A 16,615-nucleotide genomic window follows, 5' to 3' on the forward strand; every position below is an offset into this window, starting at 1 on the left:
TGGCGGGGCTGGTCGGGGCCTGGGGAGCGAGCGCGGCGATGCGCAGGATGCGGGCTGGCGCCCAGCTTGAATTGTTGCCGACCCGGTCGAGAATGCAGTAGGTCACTTCGAGGCGATGGTCGTCCCCAGCCTCGACAATGATGGCCGACGGCACCCACACCTGCACCGCCTTGCCCACATCGCCAGCCTGGATGCTCGGCAGGTCCAGGCGCACGTCACCCCAGCGCAGGGTGATCTCGTCATCGGTCGCCATGTTCAGGTACGGCTCGATGGTCAGGGGCACGCCACGGCGGATCTGGCTGCTGTTGACGCCATGGCGACGGATGGTCTCGGGCAGGCTGACGGCGGCCAGGTTCTGGTTTTCATCAAGGCTCAGTGCCGAGGGCATGCCGCCGGGGTAGTCGGTCTTGACCTGCACCCGGGTGATGGCCGAGCGTGCCGGGCCGTGGCCGACCTGCATGACCCGGTAATGAATCCGTGCCGGGCCATTTTGCACAAAGCTTTCCGGCACTCGCAGGCTGGTGGGCATGCCGATCTTGCCGGCGGTGATGCGCCGGGAGGCGGCAAAGCAGTTGTTCCAGAACAACTCGATCAGGTCGCCCTCGTCCATGCCGCAGTAAGGCGCGATATCGACCTGCAGGTTTGTCGCAGCGAGGGCATTGATGCCTTCTCGATGGGCCTGGGGCAAGGTCGGGGCAGTGAGCAGCGCCTGGGTGGAAATACGCTTCATAAATAATCTCCTTGGTGCAGCCAGCAGCAATCGTTCCGGACATCAGGCGCGGGCAGGCGACGTAGTCCGAAAGAAACGATTTAATAAAAAACCAGAATGGATCCAATCCTCTTGGCGTTAGATAAGAGGCTTGGTTAGTTGGCGTCAAGAGGCTGGGCGGGGCAAACAGGGGGTTATGGAATATTCAGAAGGGTCTTACTGGGAGGGCGCTGCAAGTGCGTGCTTCAGGGTGACTTTTACCCAATGAATAAAGGGTGTTTCCCCAAAAACACTAAAGAGGCGAGTTGCCTTTCGGCAACTCTATAAAGCGAAGCTTCTTACAATGAATCGGCGCAAGTTAGTTGTTGATGAACTTGCTGAGAAACTGCCGGGTACGTTCTTCTTTCGGGTTGGCAAACAGCGCCTTGGCTTCGCCTTGTTCAACAATGACGCCCTTGTCGAAGAAGATCACCCGGTTGGCCACATCCCGGGCGAAACTCATTTCGTGGGTCACGATGACCATGGTGCGGTTTTCTTCCGCGAGGCTGCGAATGGTCGCCAGTACTTCGCCTACCAGCTCCGGGTCCAGGGCCGAAGTCGGCTCATCGAACAGGATCACCTCCGGCTCCATCGCCAGGGCCCGGGCAATGGCCACCCGTTGCTGCTGCCCACCGGAGAGGCGGCGTGGGTAGGCGTCTTCCTTGCCTGCCAGGCCGACCCGGGCCAATAGCTTGCGGCCCAGGGCATCTGCGGCGGCCCGGGGCATCTTCTTGACCACGATCGGGCCTTCGATGACGTTCTCCAGGGCCGTGCGGTGCGGGAACAGGTTGAAGTTCTGGAACACAAAACCCACGTGCTGGCGCAGGCGCCGCACCATGCTTTGCTGTTGGTTGAGCGGGCGGCTGCTGTCGATCTCGATGTCACCGACCTTGATTCGGCCACTGGTGGGTTCTTCGAGGAAATTCAGGCAGCGCAGCAAGGTGGTCTTGCCGGAACCGCTGGGGCCGATGATGGCGACGACTTCGCCTTCCTTGACCTCAAGGTCGATCCCGTTAAGCACCACCTGACCCTTGAATTGTTTGGTCAGTTTTTCAACCACGATCATGCTTCAAGACTCCAGGTCATGCCGGTTGACTCGTGCTTCCAGGCGGTTTTGCACGTGCGCCAGGACGCTGGCAAGAATCCAGTAGATCAAGGCGGCGGACAGATACATGGTGAAAATTTCGAAGGTACGGGCCGAGACCAATTGCGCCTGGCGGAACAGCTCCGGCACCTGGATGGTGGCGGCCAGGGCAGTGTCCTTGACCAGGGAAATAAAGCTGTTGCCCAGCGGCGGCAAGGCCGTGCGCATGGCCTGCGGCAGGATGGCCCGGCGCAGGGTCTGCGCACGGGTCATGCCGATACTGGCCGCAGCTTCCCACTGGCCGCGCTCGATGGAACCGATGGCGGCACGCAGGATTTCACAGGCATAAGCAGCCATGTTCAGCGAGAAGCCGATCATGGCCGCCGGGATCGGATCCAGCTCGATGCCCACTTGCGGCAAGCCGTAGTAGATCAGGAACAGCTGTACCAGCAAGGGCGTGCCGCGAAAGAACGACACGTAGACGCGGGCGGTCCAGCTCAACAGCTTGAAGCGCGACAGGCGCATCAAGGCCAGGCCGAAGCCCAGCAGCAAGCCGAAAAACATCCCGCCGAGGCTAAGGATGACCGTGAAGTACGCGCCCTTGAGCAGAAAGGGCGCGGAGTCCAGCGCGAGTTGGAAACCTGCTTCCATTATTGAGTAACGTCAGCGTTGAAGTACTTCTCGGACAGCTTCTTCAAGGTACCGTCGGCGCGCAGTTCGTCCAGAGCCTTGTTCACGGCGGCCAGCAGTTCAGGCTCGCCTTTGCGCAGGGCAATACCGGCTTCCTGACGGGAGAAAGCAGCACCGGCAGCGGCGGTGTCCTTGGCTTTCTTGGCGTATTCCAGCGCGGCGAGGCGGTCGATCAGGATGGCGTCGACACGGCCGATGCGCAGGTCCTGGAACTTGGTTGGGTCATCGTTGTAGGTTTTGACGATGGCTTTCGGTTGGTTTTCCTTGAGCCATTGTTCGTAGTTGGTGCCCAGGCCCACACCGATTTTCTTGCCGGCCAGGTCGTCGGCGGTCTTGATGGTGTCGACGTTCTTCGCCAGGGTCAGCGCCTGGATCCCGGAAACGGTGTAAGGCTTGGAGAAGTCATACTTTTCCTTGCGCGCATCGGAGATGGTCACCTGGTTGACGACCGCGTCCAGGCGCTTGGATTCCAGGGCGGCGAGGATGCCATCCCACGGCGTGGCTTGCAGCTTGACCTTGACGCCCAGCTTCTTGGCCAGCGCTTCAGACAACTCGACCTCGAAACCGCTGAGCTTGCCGCTTTCATCGACGAAGCTGAACGGCGGGTAGGTGCCTTCCAGGCCAATCTTGATTTCGCCGGCTTTCTTGATGTTGTCCAACTGCTCGCCGGCAACTGCCTGACCGAGCCACCCGGCGCCAAGCGCCAGCCCCAATGTGCCAACCAGTAACGTGCGACGGAATACGGAAATAGTCATGAAGAGCCCCTGTGTTTTTTATGTTGAGCGATGCAGGTGACGCGGTAGTCGTATCCTGCCTTAAAAGCGCCGTGTGTGGGAGCCGGGCTTGCCCGCGATTGCATCAACTCGGTGTTTTGGATCTGCCCAGTCATGCGTATCGCCATCAAGCTCGCCTACGGCGCGACTATAAAGCCGGTTTTTAAGACTTGAAAATAATATAAAATCAGATTGATATTTCTTTATGGAATATCAAAAGCTCGAATCATAGGCAAACAACGCCGGTGCGCCACCCGTGTGCAGGAAGATGATCGGCCCCTCTTCAAAGCGCTGGCGTCCAATGCCATCCAGCAACCCGGCCATGGCCTTGCCCGTGTAGACCGGGTCCAGCAGCAGGCCTTCCTGGCTCGCTACCAGCTTGATCGCCGCCAGCGTGCCGGCACTCGGCTCGCCATAACGGGGGGCGAAGTACTCGTCCCACAGGATCACCTTGAACGCGTCCGGCAGCGGCACGCCGAGCAATTCGGCCGTACGTTCGGCCAGGCCCTGCACCTTGGGGCGCTGGGCTTCGTCGGTACGGGACACCGTGATGCCAATCACTTGCAGCTCGGGCAGCACTTCGGCCAGGGCCAGGGCCAGGCCGCTGTGGGTGCCGGCGCTGCCGGAGGCCAGGACCACGGTGGAGAACGGGATGCCGCTGTCTTCAATCTGCCCGGCCAGTTCCAGCCCGGCGCGCACGTAACCCAGGGCGCCGAGGGCGTTGGAGCCGCCGATGGGCACCAGGTACGGCTTCTTGCCGTTGCTGCGCAGGCGGTCGGCGAGGGCGTTGAGCTGGTCGTCGACGTTGTCCAGGTTCTCCACCAACTCGACCTTGGCGTCGAACAGCTCCAGCAACAGGCGGTTGCCGTTGGCCAGGTAGTTGGGGTCTTCGGTGCCCGTCGGGTTTTCCAGCAGGGCAACGCAGCCCAGGCCCAGCTTGGCGGCCAGCGCAGCGGTCTGGCGTACATGGTTGGACTGGATCGCGCCGGCGGTCACCAGGGTGTCGGCACCCTGGGCCAGCGCATCGGCGGCGAGGTATTCAAGTTTGCGCAGCTTGTTGCCGCCCATCGCCAGCGGCGTTGTGTCGTCGCGTTTGACGTAGACGTCACGCCCCAGCCAGGCCGACAGCCGCTCGAGTTTTTCCAGGGCGGTGGCGCCGCCCAGCAGTTCCAGACGGTTAAAGCGGTCGAGCTGTTGTTTGATCATGGCTACGCACGGGTGGTCAGAGATGCTGGGACTATAGGCAGGCACTTTTGCGTCGGCAACCGCCAATCGCTTATGTCGACGGGTTATTAGCATTGCACTATTGGTTCTTAAGGACGCTCAGGTTCCTTGCCGTAAAGTGATGGGCATTTCGTCAGGAGTGAAGACCGTGAGTGAGCGTTCCAGTCATTGGCAATTACAGACCATCGTCAGCCAGCTGCGCAGCGCCCGGGACCAGTGGCGCACCCGCAACGGCCGGGTCAGCGGCGAGCAGGGCGGGCGCGAGCTGCCTTCACGGGAAGCCGTGGCGCAGATTCTCGAGGCGTTGTGTGGTGCTCTGTTCCCCATGCGTCTGGGGCCGGTGGACCTGCGTGAAGAAAGTGAAGACTTCTACGTCGGCCACACCCTGGATGTGGCGCTGAATGCATTGCTCGCCCAGGCGCGCCTGGAGCTGCGGTATGCCGCGCGGCAAGGTGGCCAGGATGACAGTGAAGTCGACGCCCATGCCATCCACCTGATCCAGGATTTCGCCCTGGCGTTGCCAGGCTTGCGCAGCCTGTTGGACACCGACGTGCTCGCCGCCTACCACGGCGACCCGGCGGCGCGCAGCGTGGATGAAGTGCTGTTGTGCTACCCGGGGATTTTGGCGGTGATTCACCATCGCCTGGCGCACCACTTGTATCGGGCAGGCTTGCCGTTGCTGGCGCGCATCAGCGCGGAAATCGCGCATTCGGCGACCGGGATTGATATTCACCCGGGCGCGCAGATCGGCCCGAGCTTCTTTATCGACCACGGGACGGGTGTGGTGATTGGCGAGACGGCGATCATCGGCGAGCGGGTACGGATCTACCAGGCCGTGACATTGGGCGCCAAGCGTTTCCCGGCGGATGAGGATGGGCAATTGCAGAAAGGCCATCCGCGGCATCCGATTGTCGAGGATGATGTGGTGATCTACGCCGGGGCGACGATCCTGGGGCGGATTACCATCGGCAAGGGCTCGACCATTGGCGGCAATGTGTGGCTGACGCGCAGTGTGCCGGCGGGGGCGAACCTGACCCAGGCGAATCTGCAGCATGATGATGGGACGCAGAAATAGAGCAGCGCCCTCTCTAACGATCACACAGATCCAATGTGGGAGCGGGCTTGCTCGCGAATGCGGTGTATCAGTCGCCAGAAGTGTTGGCTGACACGCCGCATTCGCGAGCAAGCCCGCTCCCACATTTTGTCTGCATTCCAAATTTGAGCCGCACTACCCAAATTCGAGCCGTATTTCACTCAGCAATCGCTGAACGTTTCGTCATCCCCATACGTCATACCTTTCCTTGAGCTAGTGTAGGAAACACCTACCACTCGGCCCTGCGATTAGTCCTCAAACCCCTATCCATGTTTAACTTGACTGTTCGTTCAAGTTAAATCGGTGGTTCGCTGCCCGCTCACAACAGGAGGCTTACCTTTGCTGAGTCCGTTTTTTACAGCCACATCCCATACCCTTGAGGTGCGCCCTACATGAGTGCATCGTCCACACCTTCCAGCGGTCTGGTCCGCATGAATCCGCCGGTGTTTTACTTCGCCGCGAGCTTCATCCTGCTGTTCGGCCTGACCGTCATCGCGATTCCCGAACAAGCCGGCGCCTGGCTGCTGGCCGCACAAAACTGGGCGGCCAACACGGTCGGCTGGTACTACATGCTGGCGATGACCCTGTATCTGGTCTTCGTGGTGGTCACCGCGTTATCGGGCTACGGCAAGATCAAACTCGGTGCCGACCACGACGAGCCCGAATTCAGTTACCTGTCCTGGGCCGGCATGCTGTTCGCCGCCGGGATCAGCATCACGCTGTTTTTCTTCTGCGTGTCCGAACCCCTGACTCACCTGGTGCAACCGCCCCAGGGAGAGGCCCTGAACGGTGACGCGGCGCGCCAGGCCATGCAGATCCTGTTTCTGCACTGGGGCCTGCATGGCTGGGGCGTGTTCGCCTTCGTCGGCATGGCCCTGGCGTACTTCGCCTACCGGCATAACCTGCCGCTGGCGTTGCGCTCGGCGCTGTACCCGCTGATCGGCAAGCGCATCAACGGCCCCATCGGTTATGCGGTGGACGGCTTCGGCATCATCGCCACGGTGTTCGGCCTCGGCGCCGACATGGGCTTTGGCGTGTTGCACCTCAACTCCGGGCTCGATTACCTGTTCGGCGTGGCCCACACCCAGTGGATCCAGGTCGGCCTCATCACCTTGATGATGGGCGCGGCGATCCTGGTGGCGGTCTCCGGTGTCGATAAAGGCGTGCGGGTGATGTCCGACATCAACATGCTGCTGGCCTGTGCGCTGCTGCTGTTCGTGTTGTTCGCCGGCCCTACCCAGCACTTGCTCAACACCCTGATCCAGAACATCGGCGACTACCTCGGCGCCTTGCCGACCAAGAGTTTCGACCTCTACGCCTACGACAAACCGAGCGACTGGCTGGGCGGCTGGACCGTGTTCTATTGGGCCTGGTGGATCGCATGGTCGCCGTTCGTAGGCCTGTTTATCGCGCGCATTTCCCGCGGTCGTACCATCCGTGAATTCGTGTTCGGCGTGCTGTTGATCCCGCTGGGCTTCACCCTGGCGTGGATGTCGATCTTCGGCAACAGCGCCATCGACCAGGTGCTCAACCACGGCCTCACGGCGCTGGGACAGTCGGCCATTGATGACCCGTCGATGAGCCTCTACCTGCTGCTGGAAACCTACCCGTGGAGCAAGACCGTTATCGCGGTCACGGTGTTTATCAGCTTCGTGTTCTTCGTCACCTCGGCCGACTCCGGCACGGTGGTGCTCTCGACCTTGTCGGCCAAAGGCGGCAACGCCGATGAAGACGGGCCGAAGTGGCTGCGGGTGTTCTGGGGCGCGATGACCGCGTTGGTGACCAGCGCGCTGCTGTTTGCCGGCAGCATCGACTCGCTCAAGTCGGCCGTGGTCCTGACCTCGCTACCGTTCTCGATGATCCTGCTGCTGATGATGTGGGGGCTGCACAAGGCGTTCTACCTTGAGTCGCAGAAGCAGATTGCGCAGATGCATTCCCTCGCGCCGGTATCGGGGTCACGCAAGGGCACGGGCGGTTGGCGCCAGCGCCTGAGCCAGGCGGTGCATTTTCCGTCACGGGATGAGGTGTACCGTTTCCTCGAGACCACGGTGCGTCCGGCCATCGAAGAAGTGACGGCGGTGTTTGTCGAAAAAGGCCTCAACGTCGTCACCCAGCCTGACCCGGCCAACGACAGCGTCAGCCTGGAGATCGGCCACGGCGAGCAGCACCCGTTTGTGTATCAGGTGCAGATGCGCGGCTATTTCACCCCGTCATTCGCACGGGGCGGCATGGGTTCCAAGCAGCTCAACAACCGCCGCTACTACCGGGCGGAAGTGCACTTGAGCGAGGGCAGTCAGGACTACGATCTGGTGGGCTACACCAAGGAGCAGATCATCAACGACATCCTCGACCAGTACGAACGGCACATGCAGTTCCTGCACCTGGTTCGTTAAGGCTCAGGCCCTGATAAACAGGGCCAGTGCCACCAACGGCGCACCGAATACCCCGCTGCCGATCACCAGCTCCGAGACCAGGGGCTGGCCGGCAGTGACCACACCTACCGCGCCGTTCACCACCGACACCACCAGCCAGATCCCGACAAAGCTGTAGGCCAGAATGTGCCGGCTGACGCCCAGCTTTTGGCCGATGAACAGCATCAGCGCGAGGAGGATCAGGCCGGCGGTGATGACGAGGGCGGTGTGCATATCTGAAGTCTCCTGATACCCGCTGATTTTCCGTGAACAGCAAACCTGTGGCGAGGGAGCTTGCTCCCGCTGGGCTGCACAGCGGCCCCAAAAAAGATGGGAGCGCTGCGCACTCCAGCGGGAGCAAGCTCCCTCGCCACAATATTAGTGCGTCGTAGAGTGAGTGCTGCGTGGCCTTCAGACCAAACCACCATTGGCCCGCAGGATTTGCCCGTTCACCCAACCACCGGCCGGGCTCACCAGGAACGCCACCACGCGGGCGATATCTTCCGGTTGGCCCAGGCGTTCCAGGGGTGCCATCTTGGCCAGGCCCTGGATCTGCTCTTCGCTTTTGCCATGCAGGAACAGTTCGGTCGCCACCGGCCCCGGGGCAACGGCGTTGACGGTGATGCGCCGGCCGCGCATTTCCTTGGCGAACACCTGGGTCAGGGATTCCACCGCTGCCTTGCTGGCGATGTACACCGCATAACCGGGGAAGTTGAGGCCGACGGTGCTGCTGGAGAAATTGACGATGCGCCCGCCGTCGTTCAGGCGGGTGGCGGCTTCACGCAGGGCGTTGAAGGTGCCGCGGGTATGGATGTCGAAGTTCTGGTTGTAGAGCTCATCGCTGTGTTGGGCCAGCGGCAGCACCTTGAGGATCCCGGCGTTGTTGATCAGCACATCAACCTTGCCCAGCTGGGCTTCGGTCTCGTCGAACAGGCGCTTGACGTCGGCGGCGCTGGCCACGTCGCCCTGGATCGCTATGGCTTGGTGGCCGGCCTGGCGCAACTCCACTACCAGCCTTGACGCTTCGGTGGCGCTGTTGGCGTAGTTGATGGCGACGGCATAACCGTCGGCGGCCAGTTGTCTGGCAACCACGGCGCCGATGCCGCGTGAGGCGCCGGTAACGATAGCAACTTGGGTAGTCATGATCGGGTTTCCTTGGGGCAGTGGTTGGGTGTGGAAGCAGATTCACATGTTTACCCAGGCCGATAAATGCGCCAGAGTTGCCTTGACTGTTCAAGAATCGCCAACAATGGAGACGCGCCGTGGACCAGGTCAAAGCGATGAAAGTGTTCGTGAGGATTTACGAACGCAGCAGCTTCACGCTGGCGGCCGATGACCTGAACCTGCCGCGCGCCACCCTGACCCACACCCTCAACCAGTTCGAGGCCTGGCTCGGCACGCGGTTGCTTGAGCGCAGCACCCGCCGCGTCCGCCCCACGCTGGATGGCGAGGCCTATTACCTGCGCTGTGTCCAACTGCTGGCGGAGCTGGAAGAGGCGGAACTGGCCTTCCGCTCGGTGGCCCCCAAGGGCCGCCTGCGGGTGGATTTGCACGGCACCCTGGCCAAGTACTTCGTGATCCCGGCGCTGCCGCAATTCATGGCGCGCTACCCGGAAATCGAGCTGTCCATCAGCGAGGCGGACCGCTTCGTCGACCTGATCGCCGAAGGCGTGGATTGTGTGCTGCGGGCGGGCACCCTGGGGGATTCGGCGTTGATCGGTCGCCGGGTTGCGACGCTGCGCCAGGTGACCTGCGCGAGCCCGGCCTACATGCGCAAATACGGCGAGCCGAAGCGCCTCGCCGACCTGGGCGAGCACCGTGCGGTGAACTATGTTTCACGCACCACCGCGAAGCTGTTCCCCTTCGAGTTCATGGTCGACGGCCAGGTGCAGGAAGTGACGATCGAGGGGGCACTGTCGGTGTTCGGCGCAGAGATTTATGCCGCCAGCGCAGTCGCCGGACTGGGCATTATCCAGTGCCCGCACTACCGCATCGCCGAGCTGATCAACCAGGGCGTGATGCAGGAAATCCTCATTGATACACCACCGCCGCCCATGCCGGTTTCGGTGCTCTACCCGCAAAACCGACACATGTCGCCGAGGGTGCGAGTGTTCGTCGATTGGCTCGCCGAAATCTTCGCCACTGCCCGCTAACCCGCGTCTTTACTGGGTTTCTTAAATTTAATTTCATCCGGGTAAAGGGTGTTTTGACTCCGAACTGTCACATGGCCATCGCCTAATTGTGTGAAGCGTTTGACGCTTTCATTTCAGAACAGTGACGGAGACCGGTACCAATGAAGACGTTATTAAGCCCCATGGTGGGTGCCGCCATGGCGAGCTTTATGCTGTCCGCCCACGCCGATTTTATCGATGACAGCCACGCCGACGTGACCCTGCTCAACCGCTACCTCAACCAGCAGGGGCGGGATGTGGTGAACAGCAATAACAAGGCCCACAGCATCCGCGATTGGGGCCAGGGTTTTGAGTTCAACTTCAAGTCCGGCTACACCGATGGGCCGGTGGGCTTTGGCCTGGACCTGCAGGCGTTCTACGGTTTGAAACTGGACTCCGGCGGCGACCTCAATGACAAGGATCACCAGGGCCGCTACCCCGGCAGCATGTTCCCGCTGGATAACGGCAAGTCGGCCGACCAGTTCGGCGTGCTCAGCCCGACCTTCAAGATGCGCTTCGCCCAGGATGAATTGCGCGTGGGTACGCTGTACGGCAACAACCCGGTGCTGGCCAACACCGACGGCCGCCTGTACCAGCAGACCAACACCGGCGTGCAGTTGGTTTCCAAGGACTTGACCGACTTCACCTTTACCGCCGGTGACATCCTCAAGACCAAGATCCGCAACGAAACCGGCGACCAGGGCATGATCACCGCCGGCGGCACCAAAGAGAGCGATCGCTTCCTCTACGGCGGCGCGGACTACAAAGGTTTGCCGGACACCACCGTCAGCCTGTGGTACTCCAACCTTGAGGATTACTACCAGCAGTTCTTCCTCGGTGCCAAGCGTCATGACGCCTTGCCTGTCGGCGCGATCGACACCGACGTGCGCCTGTACCGCAGCCTGGGTGTGGGTGAAAACGCTGCGGGCGACAAAGACTATTCGGCTGCGGGTCTCTACGGCGATGGCACCTCCAAGGGCCGCATCAACCAGTCCACCGTCAGCCTGTTGGAAAGCTACAGCCTGGACGGCCATACCGTCGGCCTGGGCATCCAGAAAAACAGCGGCGACAGCGACTTCCCGTACCTGGATTCCGGCCTGAACAGCGGTGCCAGCAACCAGGGCCCGGGCTCGGGCGCCGACACCCCGGCACTCACCAACATGCAACTGAACAAATTCCAGCATGCCGGCGAGCGCACCTGGCTGGCGCAGTACAAATATGACTTCGGCAAACTCGGCCTTAACGGCCTGACCTTCGCCACGTCCTACGCACACGGTGATGACATCCGCACCACCCAAGGCACTACCAGTGAATGGGAACGTAACGTCACCGTGGCTTACCAGGTGCCCACCGGCACCCTCAAAGGCCTCGGCGTAACCTGGCGAAATGCCCACGCCAGCCCGGATATCACCGGTGCCACGGTGCAAGATGAAAACCGCTTCTATGTAAGCTACGTCGTTCCACTCTGGTAGGACTTTGCTGTAAAAGGGATAGGCAGACTTAAGCGATTCAGCTGCTTAAAAGGCCCGGGAATATGCTTATTCCCGGGCCTTATTTGCCCCAAGTCCAAGAGAGGATTCGATGACTTACATTGCTGCCGAAAACCGCTATGAATCTATTCCTTACCGCCGCGTAGGTCGCAGCGGACTGGTGCTGCCGGCACTGTCCCTGGGGCTGTGGCACAACTTTGGCGACAGCACCCCGATCGACACCCAGCGCGCCTTGCTGCGCACCGCGTTCGACCTGGGTATCAACCACTTCGACCTGGCCAACAACTACGGCCCTCCATACGGCAGCGCCGAGATCAACTTCGGCCGTTTGCTGCGGGAAGACTTCAAGCATTACCGCGATGAACTGATCATCTCCAGCAAGGCGGGCTGGGACATGTGGCCGGGCCCTTATGGCCAGGGCGGCGGTTCGCGCAAGTACGTGCTGGCGAGCCTCGACCAGAGCCTGCAACGCCTGGGCGTCGACTACGTGGACATCTTCTACTCCCACCGTTTTGATGCCGACACCCCGCTGGAAGAAACCGCCAGCGCACTGGCCACCGCCGTGCAACAGGGCAAGGCGTTGTACATCGGGATCTCGTCCTACTCCGGCGTGAAAACCCGGGAAATTGCGGCGCTGCTCCAGGAGTGGAAAGTCCCGCTGCTGATCCACCAGCCGGCCTACAACCTGCTCAACCGCTGGGTGGAAAAAGACCTGCTGGACGTCACCGAAGAACTCGGTGCCGGGGTGATCGCGTTCACGCCATTGGCCCAGGGCCTGCTGACCGACAAATACCTCAACGGCGTACCGGCGGATGCGCGGGTCAATCGTCCGGGGGGTGGTTCGTTGCAGGCCAAGCACTTGTCCGAGGCCAACATCGCCCACGCCCGCGCGCTGAATGAAATTGCCAAGCGCCGTGGCCAGAGCCTGGCGCAGATGGCGTTGGCGTGGACGTTGCGTGATCCACGGGTCACCAGCGCCCTGATCGGCGCGAGCCGGCCGGAGCAGATCATTGAAAACGTCGGTGCGTTGCAGAACCTGAGCTTCAGCGCGCAGGAACTGGCGGAGATTGATCGGTTTGCCCAGGAAGGCGGGATTAACCTGTGGGAGAAGCCGTCTACGGCTGAATAAGCGGTAGAGCCCGATTCCTGCATCAACCTCTACCCAATGTGGGAGCGGGCTTGCTCGCGAAAGCGGAGTGTCAGTCACTGGATATGTCGACTGATTCACCGCTTTCGCGAGCAAGCCCGCTCCCACATTTGATTTGTGGTGTGCCTGCTAGAACGGCACATCTCCAAGAATCGTCGCCCGATGCATCACCCGCCGCTGCGGCCGGTAATCATCAACCGCGTAATGCTGGGTCACGCGGTTATCCCAGAACGCCACGTCATTTTCCTGCCAACGCCAGCGAATGGTGAATTCCGGCCGTGTTGCATGGGCAAACAGCAGCTTCAACACCACGTCGCTTTCCGCCGGCTCCAGTTCGTTGATCTTGCTGGTGAACCCCTCGCTGACGAACAGCGACTTACGCCCGCTCACCGGATGCGTACGAATCACCGGATGGGACAGCGGCGGGTTCTTGCGCCGGGCTTCTTCCCAGCGCGCCAAATCTTCCGGCGTGTTGCCATAACGCTCCAGCGGGAAGGAGCGGGTGAAGTCATGGGTTGCCGTCAAACCGTCCAACAGTTTCTTGAACGGCTCGGACAGCGCCTCATACGCGGCAATCCCGCTGGCCCACAACGTATCGCCACCAAACTCCGGCAGCAGCTTGGCGCTCAGTACCGCACCGAGGGCCGGGGTGGGCAGGAAGGTCACATCGGTGTGCCAGATGGCGTTGTCGCGCACGTCGGTCACGGCGGTGTCGAGGATCAGCACTTCAGGCTGCTCCGGCACATTGGGGTAGATCGGGTGAATGTGCAGGTCGCCGAAATTCGCCGCGAACCGCGCCTGTTGCTGCGGGTTGATTGGCTGGTTACGGAAGAACAGCACCGAATGCTTGAGCAGCGCCTGTTCGATGGCGTCGCGGTCTTCAATGTTCAGCGGTTGGGTGATGTCGACGCCACTGATCTGGGCGCCAAGGGCGGTGCTGAGAGGTGTTACGGTCAGGCTGCTCATGGGATTCTCGTCGAAAATTTTTCAGTGTGCCTGGCCATGCCACGGCACCAATTTGCGCTGCAGGGCACGCAAGCCCATTTCCATGGCGAAGGCGATCAGCGCGATCACCAGAATCCCCAGCACCACCACGTCGGTGACCAGGAATTGCGCCGCGGACTGCACCATGAAGCCCAGGCCGCTGGTGGCCGCGATCAATTCTGCGGCTACCAGGGTCGACCAACCCACGCCCAGGCCAATCCGCACGCCGGTGAGGATGTCGGGCAGGGCGCTCGGCAGGATCACATGGCGAATCAGTTGTGCCCGGGTAGCGCCCAACGACTGCGCAGCGCGCAGTTTGGCCGGGTCGACGGTACGTACGCCGGTGGCGGTCGCGATGGCAATCGGCGCGAAAATCGCCAGGTAGATCAGCAGTACTTTGGACAGCTCGCCGATGCCGCACCAGATCACGATCAGCGGCAGGTAAGCCAGTGGTGGAATCGGCCGGTAGAACTCGATCAGCGGGTCGAGAATGCCCCGGGCGATGCGGTTGGAACCAATGGCAATCCCCACCGGCACGGCGGTCAGCACGGCAAAGCCGAGGCCCAGGCCGATGCGCTTGAGGCTCGCGCCCAGGTGCTGCCACAGGGTGGAATCCATGTAGCCGGTGGTCGCCAGCAGCCAGCCTTTTTGCAGCACGGCCGAAGGCGGTGGCAGGAACAGCGGCTCGATCAGCCCGCTGGCGGTCACGGCCCACCAGATGGCAACCAGGGTCACCAGGGTCAGCACGCTGATCCAGCGGGTGCTCAGGCTGCGGCGTACGGGCACGACGGGTTTGCTCGCCGGCTTGGTGGCCGTGGCCGGTAATTCGTAACTGCTCATGCGGACACCTGCCGTTGGGCGAACACCTTGCCCAGCACGTGTTCGCGGGTTTCGATAAAGCGCGGGTCGGACTTGATCGCGCGTGCCGACTCACCGGCGGCGTAGCGCTGGCCGAAGTCCAGGCTCAGGCGCTCGACGATCTGGCCGGGGTTGGGTGCCAGCAGAATCAAATCCGTGGCGAGGAACACCGCTTCTTCGATGTCATGGGTAATCAGGAATACCGGTTTGGCCGTGCGCCGCCAGACTTGCAGCAACAGCTCCTGCATCTGTTCGCGGGTGAAGGCATCAAGGGCGCCGAAGGGTTCGTCCATCAGCAGTACGCGGGGGTCGGCAGCCAATGCACGGGCCAGGCCGACACGTTGCTTCTGGCCACCGGAGAGTTGCCAGATACGACGACTGTCGAAACCGGCGAGGTCCACCAGGGCGAGCATTTCCCGGGCGCGGATTTCCCGCTGGTCCTTGGGCACGCCTGCCAACTCCAGGCCGAAGCCGACGTTGGCCAGCACGTCCTGCCAGGGCAGCAGGGCGTCGTCCTGGAACACCACGCCGCGTTCGGCGCTCGGTCCTTTTACCGGCACACCGTCAAGGGTGATGCGCCCGGCGCTGGGTTCGACAAAGCCGGCAATCAGGTTCAACAGCGAAGTCTTGCCACTGCCGGAAGGGCCGAGGGCCACCAGCAATTGCTGGGGCCCAAGGCTCAGGGAAATATCTGCCAGTACTGGCTCCGGGCTGCCTGGGTACTGTGCGCTGATGCGCTCCAGTTGTAGCAAGGCCATCGCGGTTAACTCCTGGTATCAGTTAGTGATGAACTTCGGGCTGACGTACGGGGCGTAGTCCGGCAGTACGGCGTCGACCTTGCCTTGTTCCTTGAGGAACGCGGCGGTATCGGTGACAGCCTTGGTGGTCGGTGCGCCGAGCAGGGTGACCTGGTCAGCCGCCAGCGGGTAGACGTTGCCTTGCAGCAGCAGCGGAATGTCGCTGGCCTTGGCCCCGGAGAGCTTCACCAGTTTGTCGACGTTGCCTTTGTCAGCCAGCCAGGCTTGTGGGTCTTTGCGGTAAGCGGCGTAGGCATCCAGGGTGACCTTGGCAAAAGCCGTGACGATTTCCGGGTGCTTCTCGGCGAAATCCTTACGCACGATCCAGGCATCGAAGGTCGGCGCGCCGAACTTGGCCAGTTCGCCGGAGGTGATCAGCACCTTGCCGTTTTCCTTGGCTACGCCAAGCGCTGGGTCCCACACGTAGGTGGCGTCGATATCACCACGTTTCCAGGCGGCGATGATGGCCGGCGGGGCGAGGTTGAGGATGGTCACTTTGGACGGGTCGATGTTCCAGTGCTTCAACGCGGCCAGCAGGCTGTAGTGGCCGGTGGAAACGAACGGCACGGCGACTTTCTTGCCGATCAGGTCCTGCGGGCTGTTGATCCCGGAACCGTTGCGGGCGACCAGGGCCTCGGCACCGCCGATCTGGGTGGCGATCAGGAAAGTTTCTACCGGGACCTTGCGGGTCACGGCAGCGGTCAGCGGGCTGGAGCCCAGGTAGCCGATCTGCACGTCACCGGAAGCGATGGCGGCGATGATGTCGGCACCGTTGTCGAATTTGCGCCAGTCGATCTTGGCGTTGGTGGCTTTTTCGTAAGCGCCGTCGGCCTGGGCGACTTTCGCCGGGTCAACGGTGGTCTGGTAAGCGATGGTCACGTCGGCGGCCTGGGCAAACAGGCTGGCACCGGCCAGGGACAACGCCGCCAAGAGGCGAAGGGGGAAGTGCAGTTTCAAGGGGGAAGTCCTCATCAGGCGGCCGGAGGTCGGCGTGTGAGAAGACTAAATGATCTAAGAATCCGAAAATAAATAACATTTTCGAATTAGCTTATGAGGAGAAACTCGCGCGCCAGGCTAGAAGGCGCATAGGCCAAATGTGGGAGCGGGCTTGCTCGCGAAAGCGGTGAATCAGTCACCGAATACAT

At 61.6% G+C, this 16,615-nt stretch carries 16 protein-coding genes; 5 read left to right on the forward strand and 11 right to left on the reverse strand.

Annotation, left to right across the window (positions count from 1 at the left end; all coding sequences use genetic code 11):
- From AC3WKX_RS32210 to AC3WKX_RS32230, 5 genes are all read right to left on the reverse strand, one after another.
- Nucleotides 1-730 (reverse strand): hypothetical protein (locus tag AC3WKX_RS32210; RefSeq protein ID WP_102665796.1); only part of this gene is annotated, 730 nt, incomplete at its 3' end.
- 337 nt (nt 731-1,067) lie between these two features.
- Nucleotides 1,068-1,814, reverse strand: coding sequence for an L-cystine ABC transporter ATP-binding protein TcyN (gene tcyN, locus AC3WKX_RS32215; protein WP_102605982.1), 747 nt, complete (start codon nt 1,812-1,814; stop codon nt 1,068-1,070).
- A gap of 3 nt (nt 1,815-1,817) precedes the next feature.
- Entirely contained in the window at nt 1,818-2,483 is a 666-nt protein-coding gene (gene tcyL / locus AC3WKX_RS32220) for a cystine ABC transporter permease (RefSeq protein WP_003211857.1), read from the reverse strand.
- Nucleotides 2,483-3,277 carry a cystine ABC transporter substrate-binding protein gene (tcyJ, locus tag AC3WKX_RS32225; protein ID WP_003211859.1) on the reverse strand — a complete coding sequence of 265 codons (795 nt, stop codon included), beginning with the start codon at nt 3,275-3,277 and terminating at the stop codon, nt 2,483-2,485. The genes tcyL and tcyJ overlap by 1 nt, the downstream gene beginning before the upstream one ends.
- A gap of 231 nt (nt 3,278-3,508) precedes the next feature.
- Complete coding sequence (locus tag AC3WKX_RS32230) at nt 3,509-4,501, reverse strand: D-cysteine desulfhydrase (protein ID WP_008435811.1); 993 nt, start codon at nt 4,499-4,501, stop codon at nt 3,509-3,511.
- Nucleotides 4,502-4,667: 166 nt separating this feature from the next.
- Here AC3WKX_RS32230 and epsC point away from each other — a divergent pair, with 166 nt between their 5' ends.
- Together epsC and betT are read left to right on the forward strand one after the other, a co-directional pair.
- Nucleotides 4,668-5,594, forward strand: coding sequence for a serine O-acetyltransferase EpsC (epsC, locus tag AC3WKX_RS32235; protein ID WP_003211862.1), 927 nt, complete (start codon nt 4,668-4,670; stop codon nt 5,592-5,594).
- A 449-nt stretch (nt 5,595-6,043) separates the two neighbouring features.
- On the forward strand, nt 6,044-8,005 hold the full coding sequence (gene betT, locus AC3WKX_RS32240; protein WP_003211865.1) for a choline transporter BetT: 1,962 nt from the start codon (nt 6,044-6,046) through the stop codon (nt 8,003-8,005).
- Between the two features lie 3 nt (nt 8,006-8,008).
- Here the strand turns inward: betT and AC3WKX_RS32245 are convergent, their stop codons facing one another.
- Both AC3WKX_RS32245 and AC3WKX_RS32250 read right to left on the reverse strand, forming a co-directional pair.
- Nucleotides 8,009-8,257, reverse strand: a complete 249-nt coding sequence (locus AC3WKX_RS32245; RefSeq protein ID WP_003211868.1) for a hypothetical protein — start codon at nt 8,255-8,257, stop codon at nt 8,009-8,011.
- Nucleotides 8,258-8,434: 177 nt separating this feature from the next.
- Nucleotides 8,435-9,166, reverse strand: a complete 732-nt coding sequence (locus AC3WKX_RS32250; RefSeq protein WP_008435807.1) for an SDR family oxidoreductase — start codon at nt 9,164-9,166, stop codon at nt 8,435-8,437.
- Nucleotides 9,167-9,285: 119 nt separating this feature from the next.
- Here AC3WKX_RS32250 and AC3WKX_RS32255 point away from each other — a divergent pair, with 119 nt between their 5' ends.
- From AC3WKX_RS32255 to mgrA, 3 genes are all read left to right on the forward strand, one after another.
- Nucleotides 9,286-10,176: a LysR family transcriptional regulator gene (locus AC3WKX_RS32255; RefSeq protein WP_102605981.1), complete on the forward strand. Its 891-nt coding sequence runs from the start codon at nt 9,286-9,288 to the stop codon at nt 10,174-10,176.
- Nucleotides 10,177-10,337: 161 nt separating this feature from the next.
- Entirely contained in the window at nt 10,338-11,666 is a 1,329-nt protein-coding gene (locus tag AC3WKX_RS32260) for an OprD family outer membrane porin (RefSeq protein WP_080673292.1), read from the forward strand.
- Nucleotides 11,667-11,775: 109 nt separating this feature from the next.
- Nucleotides 11,776-12,813, forward strand: a complete 1,038-nt coding sequence (gene mgrA, locus AC3WKX_RS32265; RefSeq protein ID WP_003211877.1) for an L-glyceraldehyde 3-phosphate reductase — start codon at nt 11,776-11,778, stop codon at nt 12,811-12,813.
- Between the two features lie 147 nt (nt 12,814-12,960).
- Here the strand turns inward: mgrA and tauD are convergent, their stop codons facing one another.
- The 4 genes from tauD to tauA are packed head-to-tail and all read right to left on the reverse strand — an operon-like array spanning nt 12,961 to nt 16,427.
- Nucleotides 12,961-13,797 (reverse strand): taurine dioxygenase, encoded by an 837-nt coding sequence (gene tauD / locus AC3WKX_RS32270; protein ID WP_003213162.1) that lies wholly within the window; start codon nt 13,795-13,797, stop codon nt 12,961-12,963.
- Nucleotides 13,798-13,818: 21 nt separating this feature from the next.
- Complete coding sequence (tauC, locus tag AC3WKX_RS32275; RefSeq protein WP_003213163.1) at nt 13,819-14,655, reverse strand: taurine ABC transporter permease TauC; 837 nt, start codon at nt 14,653-14,655, stop codon at nt 13,819-13,821.
- Entirely contained in the window at nt 14,652-15,431 is a 780-nt protein-coding gene (gene tauB / locus AC3WKX_RS32280; protein WP_102605980.1) for a taurine ABC transporter ATP-binding subunit, read from the reverse strand. Before tauB ends, tauC begins: the two co-directional genes overlap by 4 nt.
- An 18-nt stretch (nt 15,432-15,449) precedes the next feature.
- On the reverse strand, nt 15,450-16,427 hold the full coding sequence (gene tauA, locus AC3WKX_RS32285) for a taurine ABC transporter substrate-binding protein (RefSeq protein WP_003213167.1): 978 nt from the start codon (nt 16,425-16,427) through the stop codon (nt 15,450-15,452).
- Nucleotides 16,428-16,615: the final 188 nt, after the last annotated feature.

The sequence above is a fragment of the Pseudomonas sp. GP01-A4 genome, from assembly GCF_058780865.1.

Coding starts and splice junctions, on each gene's coding strand:
- AC3WKX_RS32260 (WP_080673292.1), top strand. CDS start 10,338: ATGGTGGGTGCCGCCATGGCGAGCTTTATGCTGTCCGCCCACGCCGAT.
- AC3WKX_RS32245 (WP_003211868.1), bottom strand. CDS start 8,257: ATGCACACCGCCCTCGTCATCACCGCCGGCCTGATCCTCCTCGCGCTG.
- AC3WKX_RS32250 (WP_008435807.1), bottom strand. CDS start 9,166: ATGACTACCCAAGTTGCTATCGTTACCGGCGCCTCACGCGGCATCGGC.
- tcyJ (WP_003211859.1), bottom strand. CDS start 3,277: ATGACTATTTCCGTATTCCGTCGCACGTTACTGGTTGGCACATTGGGG.
- tauB (WP_102605980.1), bottom strand. CDS start 15,431: ATGGCCTTGCTACAACTGGAGCGCATCAGCGCACAGTACCCAGGCAGC.
- tcyN (WP_102605982.1), bottom strand. CDS start 1,814: ATGATCGTGGTTGAAAAACTGACCAAACAATTCAAGGGTCAGGTGGTG.
- tcyL (WP_003211857.1), bottom strand. CDS start 2,483: ATGGAAGCAGGTTTCCAACTCGCGCTGGACTCCGCGCCCTTTCTGCTC.
- tauC (WP_003213163.1), bottom strand. CDS start 14,655: ATGAGCAGTTACGAATTACCGGCCACGGCCACCAAGCCGGCGAGCAAA.
- mgrA (WP_003211877.1), top strand. CDS start 11,776: ATGACTTACATTGCTGCCGAAAACCGCTATGAATCTATTCCTTACCGC.
- tauD (WP_003213162.1), bottom strand. CDS start 13,797: ATGAGCAGCCTGACCGTAACACCTCTCAGCACCGCCCTTGGCGCCCAG.
- AC3WKX_RS32230 (WP_008435811.1), bottom strand. CDS start 4,501: ATGATCAAACAACAGCTCGACCGCTTTAACCGTCTGGAACTGCTGGGC.
- betT (WP_003211865.1), top strand. CDS start 6,044: ATGAATCCGCCGGTGTTTTACTTCGCCGCGAGCTTCATCCTGCTGTTC.